This is a genomic window from Agrococcus beijingensis, from assembly GCF_030758955.1.
Lineage (GTDB): Bacteria > Actinomycetota > Actinomycetes > Actinomycetales > Microbacteriaceae > Agrococcus > Agrococcus beijingensis.
The window spans coordinates 2,147,412-2,161,449 of sequence record NZ_CP132360.1; the positions used below are offsets into that span (position 1 = coordinate 2,147,412).

15 protein-coding genes and 1 tRNA gene are annotated in these 14,038 nt (G+C 72.2%); 11 read left to right on the forward strand and 5 right to left on the reverse strand.

The window, feature by feature from the left end; translation table 11 throughout:
* Positions 1 to 4 precede the first annotated feature (4 nt).
* Positions 5 to 466, reverse strand: a complete 462-nt coding sequence (locus tag Q9250_RS10475) for a hypothetical protein (RefSeq protein ID WP_306231851.1) — start codon at positions 464 to 466, stop codon at positions 5 to 7.
* A gap of 289 nt (positions 467 to 755) precedes the next feature.
* Here Q9250_RS10475 and Q9250_RS10480 point away from each other — a divergent pair, with 289 nt between their 5' ends.
* The 4 genes from Q9250_RS10480 (at position 756) to rlmB (ending at position 4,962) form a co-directional block, all read left to right on the forward strand.
* Positions 756 to 1,244, forward strand: a complete 489-nt coding sequence (locus Q9250_RS10480) for a CarD family transcriptional regulator (RefSeq protein WP_306231852.1) — start codon at positions 756 to 758, stop codon at positions 1,242 to 1,244.
* A gap of 66 nt (positions 1,245 to 1,310) precedes the next feature.
* On the forward strand, positions 1,311 to 2,516 hold the full coding sequence (ispD, locus tag Q9250_RS10485) for a 2-C-methyl-D-erythritol 4-phosphate cytidylyltransferase (protein ID WP_306231853.1): 1,206 nt from the start codon (positions 1,311 to 1,313) through the stop codon (positions 2,514 to 2,516).
* 53 nt (positions 2,517 to 2,569) lie between these two features.
* On the forward strand, positions 2,570 to 3,994 hold the full coding sequence (cysS, locus tag Q9250_RS10490) for a cysteine--tRNA ligase (protein WP_306231854.1): 1,425 nt from the start codon (positions 2,570 to 2,572) through the stop codon (positions 3,992 to 3,994).
* Positions 3,991 to 4,962, forward strand: a complete 972-nt coding sequence (gene rlmB / locus Q9250_RS10495; RefSeq protein ID WP_306231855.1) for a 23S rRNA (guanosine(2251)-2'-O)-methyltransferase RlmB — start codon at positions 3,991 to 3,993, stop codon at positions 4,960 to 4,962. The genes cysS and rlmB overlap by 4 nt, the downstream gene beginning before the upstream one ends.
* Positions 4,963 to 4,965: 3 nt before the next feature.
* Here rlmB and Q9250_RS10500 read toward each other — a convergent pair whose 3' ends face one another.
* Together Q9250_RS10500 and Q9250_RS10505 are read right to left on the reverse strand one after the other, a co-directional pair.
* Positions 4,966 to 6,270, reverse strand: coding sequence for a DUF4032 domain-containing protein (locus tag Q9250_RS10500; RefSeq protein ID WP_306231856.1), 1,305 nt, complete (start codon positions 6,268 to 6,270; stop codon positions 4,966 to 4,968).
* A 59-nt stretch (positions 6,271 to 6,329) separates the two neighbouring features.
* Positions 6,330 to 7,403, reverse strand: coding sequence for an ABC transporter ATP-binding protein (locus Q9250_RS10505; RefSeq protein ID WP_306231857.1), 1,074 nt, complete (start codon positions 7,401 to 7,403; stop codon positions 6,330 to 6,332).
* 174 nt (positions 7,404 to 7,577) lie between these two features.
* Here Q9250_RS10505 and Q9250_RS10510 point away from each other — a divergent pair, with 174 nt between their 5' ends.
* The gene (locus Q9250_RS10510; protein ID WP_306231858.1) at positions 7,578 to 8,480 is read left to right on the forward strand and encodes a DsbA family protein; all 903 of its coding nucleotides are present in this window, start codon (positions 7,578 to 7,580) and stop codon (positions 8,478 to 8,480) included.
* Entirely contained in the window at positions 8,480 to 9,475 is a 996-nt protein-coding gene (locus Q9250_RS10515) for a DsbA family protein (protein ID WP_306231859.1), read from the forward strand. The genes Q9250_RS10510 and Q9250_RS10515 overlap by 1 nt, the downstream gene beginning before the upstream one ends.
* 3 nt (positions 9,476 to 9,478) lie before the next feature.
* Here Q9250_RS10515 and Q9250_RS10520 read toward each other — a convergent pair.
* Positions 9,479 to 9,550, reverse strand: a tRNA-Thr gene (locus Q9250_RS10520).
* Between the two features lie 50 nt (positions 9,551 to 9,600).
* Here Q9250_RS10520 and Q9250_RS10525 point away from each other — a divergent pair.
* Both Q9250_RS10525 and Q9250_RS10530 read left to right on the forward strand, forming a co-directional pair.
* Positions 9,601 to 9,750 (forward strand): hypothetical protein, encoded by a 150-nt coding sequence (locus Q9250_RS10525; RefSeq protein WP_306231860.1) that lies wholly within the window; start codon positions 9,601 to 9,603, stop codon positions 9,748 to 9,750.
* Positions 9,747 to 10,670 carry a DMT family transporter gene (locus Q9250_RS10530; protein ID WP_306231861.1) on the forward strand — a complete coding sequence of 308 codons (924 nt, stop codon included), beginning with the start codon at positions 9,747 to 9,749 and terminating at the stop codon, positions 10,668 to 10,670. Before Q9250_RS10525 ends, Q9250_RS10530 begins: the two co-directional genes overlap by 4 nt.
* A gap of 49 nt (positions 10,671 to 10,719) precedes the next feature.
* On the opposite strand, the gene msrB is transcribed toward Q9250_RS10530, so the two are convergent.
* Positions 10,720 to 11,121: a peptide-methionine (R)-S-oxide reductase MsrB gene (gene msrB / locus Q9250_RS10535; protein ID WP_306231862.1), complete on the reverse strand. Its 402-nt coding sequence runs from the start codon at positions 11,119 to 11,121 to the stop codon at positions 10,720 to 10,722.
* Between the two features lie 71 nt (positions 11,122 to 11,192).
* Here msrB and Q9250_RS10540 point away from each other — a divergent pair, with 71 nt between their 5' ends.
* The 3 genes from Q9250_RS10540 to groL all read left to right on the forward strand — a co-directional run bounded on the left by Q9250_RS10540 (position 11,193) and on the right by groL (position 14,000).
* Positions 11,193 to 11,552 carry a DUF3263 domain-containing protein gene (locus Q9250_RS10540; RefSeq protein WP_306231863.1) on the forward strand — a complete coding sequence of 120 codons (360 nt, stop codon included), beginning with the start codon at positions 11,193 to 11,195 and terminating at the stop codon, positions 11,550 to 11,552.
* The gene (locus Q9250_RS10545) at positions 11,549 to 12,103 is read left to right on the forward strand and encodes a LytR C-terminal domain-containing protein (RefSeq protein ID WP_306231864.1); all 555 of its coding nucleotides are present in this window, start codon (positions 11,549 to 11,551) and stop codon (positions 12,101 to 12,103) included. Before Q9250_RS10540 ends, Q9250_RS10545 begins: the two co-directional genes overlap by 4 nt.
* Positions 12,104 to 12,380: 277 nt before the next feature.
* On the forward strand, positions 12,381 to 14,000 hold the full coding sequence (groL, locus tag Q9250_RS10550) for a chaperonin GroEL (RefSeq protein WP_306231865.1): 1,620 nt from the start codon (positions 12,381 to 12,383) through the stop codon (positions 13,998 to 14,000).
* Positions 14,001 to 14,038: the final 38 nt, after the last annotated feature.

A 14,038-nucleotide genomic window follows, 5' to 3' on the forward strand; every position in this document is an offset into this window, starting at 1 on the left:
GGCCTTACTCGGCCGGCCCGAGCTCCGCGTAGTCGGGGAACTCGGTCGAGAAGACCTGCACGCCCACGCCGGCCGGGTCGGGCTCGACGCCGTCGGCCGTGAACGACACGTTGCGCTGCCCGCCGAACTCGACGTCGCTCACCTCGAAGACGAGCTGCTGCTCGGGGAAGCCGAAGGTCGTCACGCCGTTGGGCACGCGCACCTCCTGCGCCTCGTCGTCGACGCGCACCTCGACGAACGTCGCCTCGCCGGGGTTCGTGAAGGTGACGGCGAGGTTCAGCGCGTCGCCGTCGGGCTCGCCGATGAGCATCGCGTTGTGGAACTCCACGCCGCCGGTCTCGCCAGAGATGCCGTCGGAGGCGTCGTACTGGATGGTGGTCGCCTGCGGCGTGAGCATGTTGCATCCGGTCACGGCGAGCGCGACGACGACTGCGGCGGCTGCGGCGGCGAGGGGGCGAGGCTGCACGGGATCCCTTTCGACGGTGGCCGCGGGCGCGAGACGGGTGTGCGCGCGGTCGCGTTCGACTCTACTACCGCTGTCAGGCCGGCGCCCGCGACCGCGGCGGGGGCTCGACGTGAGGCCGCAGACCGACGCCCGGGACGGGCGTCGGCGCTGGGGTCGCGTCGGCGACCCGAAAGGGTCGCCGCCTTTGCGCTCCACCGCGCGAGGGGGTGATCCTGGCACGGCGACCGATGCGGCCGCGAGCGACACGCTGTGATAAAATCAAGGTTCTGGCTATGACGAGGAGCATTCGATGAACTTTGAGGTCGGAGAGACGGTCGTCTACCCCCACCACGGTGCCGCGACGATCACCGAGGTGAAGATCCGCAAGATCAAGGGCGTCGAGACCACCTACCTCAAGCTCAACGTCGCGCAGGGCGGGCTCACGATCGAGGTCCCCGCGCAGAACGTCGACATGGTGGGCGTGCGCGACGTCATCGGCGAAGAGGGCCTCGGCCGCGTCTTCGAGGTGCTGAAGGCCGACTTCACCGAGGAGCCCACCAACTGGGCCCGCCGCTACAAGGCCAACGTCGAGAAGCTCGCCTCCGGCGACGTCATCAAGGTGAGCGAGGTCGTGCGCGACCTGAGCCGCCGCGACCAGGACCGCGGCCTCTCGGCCGGCGAGAAGCGCATGCTCGCGAAGGCCCGCCAGATCCTGGTCTCCGAGCTGGCGCTCGCCGAGCACACCGATGAGGATGCCGCCGCGGCGCGCCTCGACGAGGCGCTCGCCCCCGCGAGCTGATCGATCTCGAGAACCGAGGCGCCCTGTCCCCAAGGCAGGGCGCCTCTTCTGTCTAGGCTCGACCCTGTGACCGACACCGCCCTCATCGTCGTCGCCGCGGGCAGCGGCACCCGGCTCGGCCGCACGCGTGCGGGCCGACCCGTGCCGAAGGCCTTCGCCGAGGTCGCCGGCGCGCCGATCCTGGAGCACGCGCTGCGCGGGGTCGCCGGGCTCGGCGCGAGCATCGTGCTGGTCGTGCCGAGCGGGTTCGAGGCGGATGCGTCGGCGATCGCCGCGCGCGCAGGCGTGCGCGCCGCCGTGGTCGCCGGGGGCGCCACGCGCGCCGACTCCGTGGCCGCCGGGCTGGCTGCGATCGGCCACGCCCGCCTCGTGCTGGTGCACGACGCGGCGCGCGCGCTCACACCGATGGCGTCGTTCGACCGGGTGCTCGCCGCGCTGCGGGCGGGGGCGGCGGCGGTGGTGCCGGTGCTGCCGGTGGTCGACACGATCCGCTCGGCGGGCGAGGAGGGGCTCGGCGCGATCGTCGACCGCTCGTCGCTGCGCGCGATGCAGACGCCGCAGGGCTTCGATGTGCCGACGCTGCGCCGGGCCTACGAGGCGGCTGGCGATGCGCGCGCCGCCTCGACCGACGATGCGCAGCTCGTGCAGGCGCTCGGCGAGCCGATCGTCGCGGTGCACGGCGACGAGCTCGCCTTCAAGATCACGACCCCTGCCGACGCCGCCCGGGCCGAGGCGCTGCTGGCGCAGGAGGCGGGCGTGGCGGAGCAGGCGACCCCGGCGGGGCAGACGACGGGTGGCGCTGCGCCCGAGCTGCGCACCGGCATCGGCGTCGACGTGCACGCGTTCGGCGGCGACGGCGCGCTCTGGCTCGCCGGGCTCGAATGGGAGGGGCAGGGCCTCGCAGGCCACTCCGACGGCGACGCCGCCTGCCATGCGATCGTCGATGCCCTGCTGGGCGCCGCGGGCCTGGGCGACATCGGCGCGCTGGTCGGCGTCGACGACCCGCGCTTCGCGGGTGCTCGTGGCGAGGTGTTCGTGCGCGCGGCGGTCGCGCTCCTGGCCGAGCACGGCTGGGCGCCGGTGAACGTCGCCGTGCAGGTGCTCGGCGTGCGGCCGCGCATCGGCACCCGGCGCGACGAGGCGCAGCGGGTGCTCTCGGCGATGGTCGGCGCACCCGTGAGCGTCAGCGGCACCACGACCGACGGGCTCGGCGCCATCGGCCGCGGCGAGGGTGTGCAGGCGATGGCGACGGCGCTCATCCGTCGCCCTTGAGCCGGTCAGCCCGGATCAGCCGCGAGACCGAAGCGCCAGTAGCCTTGGGAACCGTGACCGTGCGCATCTACGACTCGAAGCAGCAGACGATCGTCGACCTGCAGCCGCTCCGCGCGGGCGAGGTCTCGATGTACGTCTGCGGCCCGACCGTGCAGTCGTCGCCCCACATCGGCCACGTGCGCAGCGCCGTCGCCTACGACGTGTGGCGCCGCTGGCTCGAGCACCGCGGCAACCGCGTCGTGTTCGTGCGCAACGTCACCGACATCGACGACAAGGTGCTCGTGAACGCGGTCGACGAGCCCTGGTGGGCGCTCGCCTACCGGGTCGAGCTCGAGTTCAGCGCCGCCTACCGGGGTGTCGGCGTGCTCGCACCGACCTACGAGCCGCGCGCCACCGCATCCGTCATCGAGATGCACGAGATCATCGCGCTGCTCATCGAGCGCGGCCACGCCTACCCGGCGCTCGACGGCTCGGCCGACGTCTACTTCGACGTGCGCTCGTGGGAGGCCTACGGCGCGCTCACCCGGCAGTCGATCGACAAGATGGAGCCGGCCGCCGACGCCGACCCGCGCGGCAAGCGCGACCCGCGCGACTTCGCGCTCTGGAAGGCGAGCAAGGCCGACGAGCCCGACTCCGCCTCGTGGGCGTCGCCGTGGGGGCGGGGCCGCCCCGGCTGGCACATCGAGTGCTCGGCGATGGCGCGCCGCTACCTGGGCGACGCGTTCGACATCCACGGCGGCGGGCTCGACCTGCGGTTCCCGCACCACGAGAACGAGCTGGCGCAGTCGACCGCCGCCGGCCTCGGCTTCGCACAGCTGTGGAGCCACAACGGGCTCGTGCACGTCGACGGCGAGAAGATGTCGAAGTCGCTCGGCAACTCGATCTTCGCCGCCGACCTGCTGCGCTCCGTACGGCCGATCGCGGTGCGCTACTTCCTCGTCGCGCCCCACTACCGCTCGACGATCGACCTGCGCACGGCCGGCGGCAGCCTCGAGGGCGGCTCGCTCGCCGAGGCCGAGTCGGCGTTCTCGCGCATCGAGGCGATGCTCGAGCGCGCGGCCAGGGCGGGCTCGCTGCCCGACGTCGGGGTGCCGGATGCGTTCGCGACGGCCATGGACGACGACCTCTCCACGCCCCAGGCGGTCGCGGTGCTGCACGAGACGACGCGCGCCGCGAACGTCGCGCTCGACGCGGGGGAGACGGATGCCGCGCTCGCCCGGGCGGGAGCGGTGCGGGCGATGCTGCGGGTGCTGGGGCTCGACCCGGAGGACGCGGTGTGGCATTCTGGAACGTCGGCCGAGTCCGGCGCGGGCGAGCATGCCGCTTTGACCAGCCTGGTCGAGACGCTGCTCACCGAGCGCCGTGAGGCCCGCGCGGCGAAGGACTTCGCCGCCTCCGACCGCATCCGCGACGCGCTCGCGGCAGCCGGGATCCTCGTCGAGGACGGCCGAGACACCACCACTTGGAGCATCACATGACGAAGCCGCAGCGCGCCCCGCGCAAGAAGGGCCCCCTGAAGGGCACCGGCGGTCACGGCCGCAAGTCGCTCGAGGGCAAGGGCCCGACGCCGAAGGCCGAGGATCGCTCCTGGCACGTCGCCGGCAAGCGGAAGGCTGCGCGCGAGCGCTTCGAGGCCGCCTCCTCGAAGGGCCGCAAGCCCGAGCCGCCCCGCCACCGCAAGCCCTCGTCGGCGAAGGACGACTCCGAGCTGGTCACCGGCCGCAACTCGGTGCTCGAGGCGCTGCGCACCAAGGTGCCGGCGACCACGCTGATCCTCGCCGCCCGGCTCGAGATGGATGAGCGCGTCAAGGAGATCCTGCAGCTGGCCAACAAGCGCGGCCTGCCGGTGCTCGAGATGATGCGCCCCGAGCTCGATCGCATCACCGGTCACGACTCGGTGCACCAGGGCGTCGCGCTGAAGGTGCCGCCCTATCAGTACGCGCACCCGATCGACCTGCTCGAGCAGGTCGTCGACCGCCAGCAGACGCCGCTGTTCGTGGCCCTCGACGGCGTCACCGACCCGCGCAACCTGGGCGCGATCATCCGCTCGGCCGCCGCGTTCGGCGCGCAGGGCGTCATCGTGCCCCAGCGCCGCTCGGTGGGCGTGACCGCGAGCGCGTGGAAGACCAGCGCCGGCGCCGCCGCCCGCGTGCCGGTGGCGATGGCCGCCAACCTGACGAGCACGCTCAAGGAGCTCAAGTCGCAGGGCGTGTTCGTGGTCGGCCTCGACGGCGGCGGCGACGTGCAGCTGCACGAGCTCGAGCTCGCCGACCGGCCGCTCGTGATCGTCGTCGGCAGCGAGGGCAAGGGCCTGTCGCGGCTCGTCACCGAGACCTGCGACGCGATCGTCTCGATCCCGATCGAGTCGATGACCGAGTCGCTGAACGCCGGCATCGCGGCATCCGTCACGCTCTACGAGGTCGCGAAGCGCCGCTCCTCTCGCTAGCGCTCACACCAGGTCGCGCCAGTCGGCCGCGTCGTCGTCACCGGGCATGTCCTGCAGCGTGACGATCGGCATCGTCATGGTGACCGGCACGTCGAGCAGCGCCGCCTCGTCGCGCCGGAAGGCGAGCTGCGTCGCGATGTAGGCGGCCGCGGCCTCGCGCAGCGGCACCTCGCGCTGCTCGCGCTCGGAGAGGTACCAGCGGTGCTCGAGCACCTGGTGGAACACCTCGGGCCCCTCCAGCTTGCCGCGCAGCTCGATCGGCACCAGCTCGACGATCGGCGCGAAGATCTGCTCGAACCACTCGTGCGCGAGCGTCTCCTCGTCGATGCCCGGCCGGGCGTCGTGCTGGATCGCGACGTACTCGTCGAGGTCGTTCAGCATGCGGCGCGCCTGGTTCTCCTCGGCATCGATGCCGGTGAGCGACTGCAGGCGTCGGTGGTGGTGCCCGGGGTCGACCACCTTGGGCTGGATGCGCACGGTGGTGCCGCCGTCGCCGGTGGAGATCGAGAGCTCCTCGATGTCGTAGCCGAGCAGGTTGAGCCGCTCGATGCGGTCGCGGATGCGCCAGCGCTCGCTGAGCGGGATCACCTCCTGCTCGGTCAGCTCGGCCCACAGCGACCGGTACTGCTCGACGATCGAGCCGGCCACCGCGACCGGGTCGATCGACTCGTCGAGCCGATCGCCGGCGGCGAGGTCGAGCAGCTCGCCGGCGATGTTGACGCGCGCGACCTCGAGGTCGTCGGCCCGCCGGCCGTCGGAGAGGCCGGAGGGCTCGATGCTGCCCGTCTCGGCGTCGACCAGGTAGGCGGCGAAGGCGCCGGCGTCGCGGCGGAAGAGGGTGTTCGACAGCGACACGTCGCCCCAGTAGAACCCGACCAGGTGCAGCCGCACGAGCAGGCCGGCGAGCGCATCGACGAGGCGCTCGGCGGTCGACTCCTTCATCGACGACGAGTACAGCGCCCGGTAGGGGAGCGAGAAGCGCAGGTGGCGGGTGACGAGCGCGGTCGGCAGCGGCTCGCCGTCGCCGTCGGTGCGGCCGGCGACGATCGCGAGCGGCTCGACGCACGGCACGTCGAGGCGCTGCAGGCGGCGCAGCATGGCGTACTCGCGCGCCGCCATCTCCTCGGTCGTCTCCTTGATGGCGACGACGCGGCTGCCGAGCCGGGCGAAGCGCACGAGGTGGCGCGAGATGCCCTTCGGCAGCTGCACGACGTCGGCCTCGGTCCACTCGTCGAGCGCGATGCCCCACGGCAGGTCGAGCAGGGTCGCGTCCATCACCGAGGAGGTGATCCGCAGATCGGAGCGCATGCCGCCATGGTAGGCCGAAGGGCCCCTGCCGAGGCGGGGGCCCTTGGTGCTGGCGCTGGTCAGAGCCGCTGGCCGGTGGTCTTGTCGAACACATGCAGGTGCGTCGGGTCGGGCGTGATGTAGACCGTGTCGCCGAGCGACGCGTGCGTGCGGCCGTCGACGCGCGCGACGATGTCGACGCGCTTGCCCTCGACATCGGCGTGCCCGTAGAGGTAGCCGTCGGCGCCGAGCTCCTCGACGAGGTCGACGAGCACCGGCAGTCCGTCGCCCTGCTCGGCGACCGAGACGTCCTCCGGACGCACGCCCACGATGATGCCGTCCTTCGCGCCGGCGATCTGCTCGCGCGGGATCTGCACCAGGTGCTCGCCGAAGAGCACGCCCTGGTCGTGGCGCTGCAGCTCGAGCAGGTTCATCGCGGGGCTGCCGATGAAGCCGGCCACGAAGAGGTTCGAGGGCTGGCCGTAGAGGTCGCGCGGTGTGCCCACCTGCTGGAGCACGCCGTCCTTGAGCACGGCGATCCGGTCGCCCATGGTGAGCGCCTCGGTCTGGTCGTGCGTGACGTAGACCGTGGTGACGCCGAGGCGGCGCTGCAGCGAGGCGATCTGGGTGCGGGTCTGCACACGCAGCTTGGCGTCGAGGTTCGACAGCGGCTCGTCCATCAGGAACACCTGCGGCTGCCGCACGATGGCGCGGCCCATCGCGACGCGCTGCCGCTGGCCGCCGGAGAGCGCCTTCGGCTTGCGACCGAGGTAGGGCTCCAGGTCGAGCAGCTTGGCCGCCTCCTCGACGCGCTTCGCCCGCTCCTCCTTCGCGATGCCGGCGATCTTGAGCGCGAAGCCCATGTTCTCGGCCACGGTCATGTGCGGGTACAGCGCGTAGTTCTGGAAGACCATCGCGATGTCGCGGTCCTTCGGCGGCATGTCGGTGACGTCGCGGTCGCCGATCATGATGCGGCCGTCGTTGACCTCTTCGAGGCCCGCGAGCATGCGCAGGGCGGTGGACTTGCCGGAGCCTGAGGGGCCGACCAGCACGAGGAACTCCCCGTCGGCGATCTCGAGCTCCATCTGGTCGACCGAGGGAGCGGTGCTGCCGGGGTAGACCCGGCTCGCCTTGTCGAACGTCACTGACGCCATTGTCGTCTTCCTTCCACCGGCAGGCACGTGCCGGACGATCCGTCGTGGAATGAGCGCGGGCGGCTCTGCCCGCGGGGACATCCTCGCACGAGTGACGGCCGGTACCCTAGAGATCGGTGCGCTTCTCGCGCGCGCCACCTCGCCGGACCTCCGGCCGACCCCAGGACAGGACGCATGACCGACAAGCTGACGAAGAACGAGCGTCGCGCGCAGGCTCGCGAGCAGGCGCGCAAGATGCAGGAAGAGCGCCGCAAGAAGGAGCAGCTCAAGAAGGGGCTGACCGTCGGCGGCATCATCGTGGCCGCGGTGGCGATCGTCGCGATCGTCGCGGTCGTCATCATCAACAGCATCCGCCCCCCGGGCCCGGGCCCGGAGAACATGGCCGCGAACGGCATCGTGATCGGCCAGGACTTCGTCGCCGAGCGCACCGCCGCGACCCCCGCCGAGGGCGAGCCCACGCCGACCGAGCCGCGCGAGGACATCGTGCAGATCGAGATCTACCAGGACTACATGTGCCCCGCGTGCGGCGCGTTCGACGAGGCCAACCGCGCCACGCTCGAGCAGCTGATGCAGAGCGGTGCAGCCACCCTCGAGGTGCACCCGATCTCGATCCTCGACCGCACGTCGCTGGGCACGAAGTACTCGACCCGCTCGGCCTCGGCCGCGGCGTGCGTCGCCGAGTACGCGCCCGACCAGTTCTGGGCCTTCAACACCGGCATGTACGACAACCGGCCTCAGGAGGGCACGTCGGGCCTGACCAACCAGGAGATCGTCGGGGTGGCCGAGGCTGCCGGCATCGACGTCTCCGGCGGGCTCGCCGACTGCATCAACGAGGGCCGCTTCATGAGCTGGGCCGAGGACGCCACCGTGCGTGCGGGCAGCCAGCCGCTGCCCGGCACCGACGGCGTGGTCGCCGACCGCACTCCGACGGTGATCGTCAACGGCGAGCGCTTCCCGGGTGCGCCCGGTGACGCGGCCGGCTTCCAGGCGTTCGTGACCGCGACCGCGGGCTCGCTCACCGAGGCCCCGGCCGAGACCGAGGCTCCGGCGGAGTCGCCCGCCCCGAGCGACGGCTGATGCGGCTGCGCACCCTGCTGGCGACGGGCGCGGTCGCCGCGCTGACGCTGCAGGCAGGGTGCGCCGCCACGCCACCGCCGCCGATCTCGACGATCGGTGAGCTCGGCGCCGCCTACCTCGACGCGGGCGGCGCCTGCGACGACCTGGTGGAGCAGTTCCGCGCGAGCGACGCGGAGCCCGTCGTCGCGGCCTGCGGCACCGACACCGAGCTGATCCTGGCGACCGATGCCGAGCAGGCGCAGGCGGTCGCGACGCAGCGCCAGCTGCAGGAGCAGACGGTGCTGGTCTTCGACCGCTGGGTGATCCGCGATCCTGAGCTCGAGACCATCCAGCAGTCGCTGGGCGGCCAGATCGTCACGCTGGCCCCCGCGGATGGCCCCGCGAACATGGCCGACGCGATCGCGTTCGACGCCGACGGCGTGGTGGAGGCCGACCCCGTGCCCGCCGACGGCGATCCCGCGGAGCTGCCGGAGGCATCCGGTGTGCCCGATGTGCTGGTGGCGGTCGACGCGGGCTGCGAGTTCTGCGACCGGCTGCTCGGCTCGAGCGGCGAGCTGCTCACCGCGCTCGCCGACGACGGCGCGGCGCGGGTCGCGTACCTGCCCGTGTCGCTGGGCGACTCGATCGAGAACCGCTACGCGTCGACGCTCGGCGCCAACGCGCTCGCCTGCGTCGCCGACGGCGCCCCCGAGGGCTACCGCGGGTTCCAGACGGCGCTGCTCGCGCAGCTGCAGCAGCAGCCCTTCGACGCCGGTGCCGTCTCGGCGCTGGCGAGCGAGCACGTGCCCGACGACGGCGCCGCCGACATCGGCGCGTGCATCGCCGACGCCCGCTTCGCGTGGTGGGTGCGCCAGGCGACCGTGCGCGCGATCGAGCAGCCGCTGCAGGGCGTCGAGCCGCTGCGCGGCGTGCCGAGCGTGCTCGTCGACGGCCGGCTCTACGCGGGCGACGTCACCGATGCGGCGGCCCTCGAGGCGTTCATCGCCGAGGGCTGAGGGAGCCCCCTGTCAGGATTGAACTGACGACCTACGCTTTACAAGAGCGTTGCTCTACCACTGAGCTAAGGAGGCGTCGCGCCGACGTGGTCGGCGCTGCACGCCAGCCATTCTAGGCTTGCCCGGTGAGTCGACTGCGCCCGTGGAGCCCCGAGCGCGACGCGGCGTCCGTGCTCGCCGCGTTCGACGCATCCGCCGAACTGCACCGGCAGGCGCCGCCGCTCGTCACCCTCGCCGAAGAGCACTCCGATCTCGAACCGATGGAGCTCGCATGACCGCCTTCCTCTGGCTGCTCGCCTCGATCGCCGCGGGCGTCGGCCTGGCGCTGCAGAGCCGCGTGAACGGCGAGCTCGGCGCGCGCCTCGACCACGGCATGCTCGCTGCGCTGATCTCGTTCGGCGTGGGGCTCGTGGTGCTGGCCGGCATCCTCGCCGTGTCGCCGGTCGCGCGGGCCGGGGTCCGTCGCCTCGTGGGGGTCATCCGCGACGGCTCGATGCCCTGGTGGTACGCCACCACGGGCCTGTTCGGCGCGTTCCTGGTCGCGACTCAGGGCCTCGCCGTCGCCACGCTCGGGGTGGCGCTCTACACGGTCGGCGTGGTCGCCGGCCAGACCATGAGCGGGCTCGCGGTCGACCGCATCGGCCTCGGTGGGCTCGCGCGCAAGGCGATCACCCCGCCGCGCGTCATCGGTGCGCTGCTGGCGCTCGTCGCCGTCGGCCTGGCGCTCGTCGGCACCGGGGAGCTCGAGGGCGTCTGGCTCATCCTGCTGCCGTTCGTCGCCGGCCTGCTGCAGTCGCTGCAGCAGGCGATGGGCGGGCTCGTGCAGCGGCACGCGCGCTCGGCGATGGCGCAGACCTTCTCGAACTTCCTGGTCGGCACGGTCGCGCTGGGGATCTTCGTGCTCGTGCAGACGCTCGCGGGCGTGCGCTCGCAGCCACTGCCGACCGAGCCGTGGCTCTACATCGGCGGGGTGCTCGGCATCGTGTTCATCGCGCTGATGTCGGTCGCCGTGCACCACCTGGGCGTGCTGACGATGGGCCTCGGGGTGATCTGCGGGCAGGTCGTCGCCTCGGTGCTGCTCGACCTGGCGTTCCCGGCAGGCCATCCCGTCACGGTGTGGTCGGTGCTCGGGGCGGCGCTGACGATCGCGGCGGTCGCCGTCTCGGCGATCCGCCCGCGTCGCGCCAAGGCGTGAGACAAGTGAGGCTCAGCGCCTGAGGCTCAGCGCTCCGGCGTGGAGTGGCTCAGCTCTCGGGCGTGAAGTTCAGCGCGAGCGAGTTCATGCAGTAGCGGTCGCCGGTGGGCGTCTGCGGGGCGTCGTCGAAGATGTGGCCCAGATGGCTGCCGCACTTCGCGCAGCGCACCTCGGTGCGCACCATGCCCAGCGTGCGGTCCTCGATGAGCTCCACCGCGTCCTCGCGGACGGTCTCGTAGAAGCTCGGCCAGCCGCAGCCGGCGTCGAACTTCGTCTCGTCGCGGAACAGCTCGTTGCCGCACGCGCCGCAGGTGTAGACGCCCTGGCGCGCCTCGTCGAGCAGCGCGCCCGTCCACGGGCGCTCGGTGCCCGCCTCGCGGAGCACGCGGAAGGCTTCGGGGGAGAGCGTCTCGCGCCACTCGGCGTCGGAGCGCTGGATTCGATCGGTCATGCCCCCAGGGTACGCCGCCCCACGCGCGTTTCGCGGCGGGCGGAACCGCGCCCGGTCGTAGGATCGAACCCATGCCCAGCCAGCCCCGACCCCGCAGCACGGCCGACGCGGCGCCGGCAGCGGACGACGCGGCGCTGGCGTTCGCGGCCGCCGGATCGTCGACCGAGGCGCTGCCCGCGGCACCCCAGACGACGGATGCGGTGGGTCACGACCTCGCCGCAGCCCGCGAGGAGCGCATCCGCCGCGTGCTCGACTTCGAGGCGGGCTGGAGCAGCCACGGGGGCGCGAAGGCGCGCGCGATCCGGGCGGAGTTCGGCTGGTCGACGACCCGCTACTACCAGGTGCTCGACGGCCTGCTCGAGGCGCCCGCGGCCGTGCGCCACGACCCGATGCTCGTGCGTCGCCTGCTGCGCCTGCGCGAGGCACGATGAGCCCCACGCGTCGCGTCGGGGCGCACCGCTCCGTCACGCGGCAGCGGATGCCGCGCTGGGTGATCCTGCTCTGCGCGCTCGGCGCGGTCGTGCTGCTCACGGTCGCCGGGCTGTTCCTGCTCGACCGCCTGCGGCCGCAGGCGCAGACGCCTTCGCCGGCGGCGCAGGAGGTCATCACCGACCCGAGCCTCGTCGACCCCGCGCTCGACGCCACGATCACCGTGCTCGACCAGTCGGGGGAGCCGGGCCTGGCCGCCGGCGTGGGCCAGGCCGCGGCCGACGCGGGCTGGCGCGTCATCGCGACCGGCGACGCGACCGGCGGCGACGCCGCGACCACCATCGTCTGGTACGACAGCGAAGCGCTCGCGCCGGTCGCCCGCGGTCTCGCGCAGGGGCTCGGCGTGGGCGAGGCGCGGCTCTCCGACGGTCGGCTCTCGGGCACGCCGATCACGATCGTGCTCGGCGCGGATGCGGTGGGCGTGGCACCCAGCGTCGCTCCCGACCCCGACGGCGGGCTCGAGAGCGCGACGCCGGAGGCGCCCGCGCCCTGAGCGGCCGCGACGCCGGAGGCGCCCGCGCCCTGAGCGGCCGCGACGCCCGGCGGGCAGCGGCTTGCACTCGCATGGGCAGAGTGCCAGACTTGGGTACTGGCACTCCCTTCGTCGGAGTGCCAGTTTGAACGTCCACAGACGTCCAGGAGGGACGAACTGCAANCGGCGGGCAGCGGCTTGCACTCGCATGGGCAGAGTGCCAGACTTGGGTACTGGCACTCCCTTCGTCGGAGTGCCAGTTTGAACGTCCACAGACGTCCAGGAGGGACGAACTGCAATGGCAAAGATGATCGCATTCAACGAGGAGGCCCGCCGCGGGCTTGAGCGTGGATTGAACACGCTCGCCGACGCGGTCAAGGTGACCCTCGGCCCGCGCGGCCGCAACGTCGTGCTCGAGAAGAAGTGGGGCGCCCCCACGATCACGAACGACGGTGTCTCGATCGCCAAGGAGATCGAGCTCGAGGACCCCTACGAGAAGATCGGCGCCGAGCTGGTCAAGGAGGTCGCGAAGAAGACCGACGACGTCGCCGGTGACGGCACGACGACGGCCACCGTGCTCGCTCAGGCGCTGGTCCGCGAGGGCCTCCGCAACGTCGCCGCAGGCGCCGACCCGATCAGCCTCAAGCGCGGCATCGAGAAGGCCGCAGCCGCCGTCACGGCGCAGCTGATCGCGAACGCCAAGGAGATCGAGACCAAGGAGGAGATCGCCGCCACCGCTTCGATCTCCGCCGCGGACGAGGAGATCGGCGCGCTGATCGCCGAGGCCATCGACAAGGTCGGCAAGGAGGGCGTCGTCACCGTCGAGGAGTCGAACACCTTCGGCACCGAGCTCGAGCTCACCGAGGGCATGCGCTTCGACAAGGGCTTCCTGTCGCAGTACTTCGTCACCGACCCCGAGCGCCAGGAGACGGTCTTCGAGGACCCGTACATCCTGATCGTCAACTCGAAGATCTCGAACATCAAGGACCTCCTCCCGGTCGTCGACAAGGTGATCCAGGCCGGCAAGCAGCTGGTCATCATCGCCGAGGACGTCGAGGGCGAGGCGCTCGCGACGCTCGTGGTCAACAAGATCCGCGGCATCTTCAAGTCGGTCGCCGTCAAGGCTCCGGGCTTCGGCGACCGCCGCAAGGCGATGCTCGCCGACATGGCCATCCTCACGGGTGCCCAGGTCATCTCCGAGGAGGTCGGCCTCAAGCTCGAGAACGCGACGCTCGACCTGCTCGGCCGCGCCCGCAAGGTCGTCATCACGAAGGACGAGACGACCATCGTCGAGGGTGCCGGCGAGGCCGACGCCATCGCTGGCCGCGTGCGCCAGATCCGCTCGGAGATCGAGAACACCGACAGCGACTACGACCGCGAGAAGCTCCAGGAGCGCCTCGCGAAGCTCGCCGGTGGCGTCGCCGTCATCAAGTCGGGTGCCGCGACCGAGGTCGAGCTCAAGGAGCGCAAGCACCGCATCGAGGACGCCGTCCGCAACGCGAAGGCAGCCGTCGAGGAGGGCATCGTCCCCGGTGGTGGCGTCGCGCTGATCCAGGCCGCCAAGACCGCGTTCGAGACCCTCGAGCTCACGGGCGACGAGGCGACGGGCGCGAACATCGTGCGCGTCGCGGTCGACGCTCCGCTGAAGCAGATCGCCCTCAACGCCGGCCTCGAGCCGGGCGTCGTGGCGGAGAAGGTCCGCAACCTCCCCGTGGGCCACGGCCTCAACGCCGCCACGGGCGAGTACGTCGACATGCTCGCCGCGGGCATCTCCGACCCGGTCAAGGTGACGCGCTCCGCGCTCGCCAACGCCGCGTCGATCGCCGGCCTCTTCCTCACCACCGAGGTCGTCGTCGCCGACAAGCCCGAGAAGGCGTCGGCCATGCCGGCAGACCCCACGGGTGGCATGGACTTCTAGTCCGCAGCAGTCGAAGGGCCCCAGCAGCGATGCTGGGG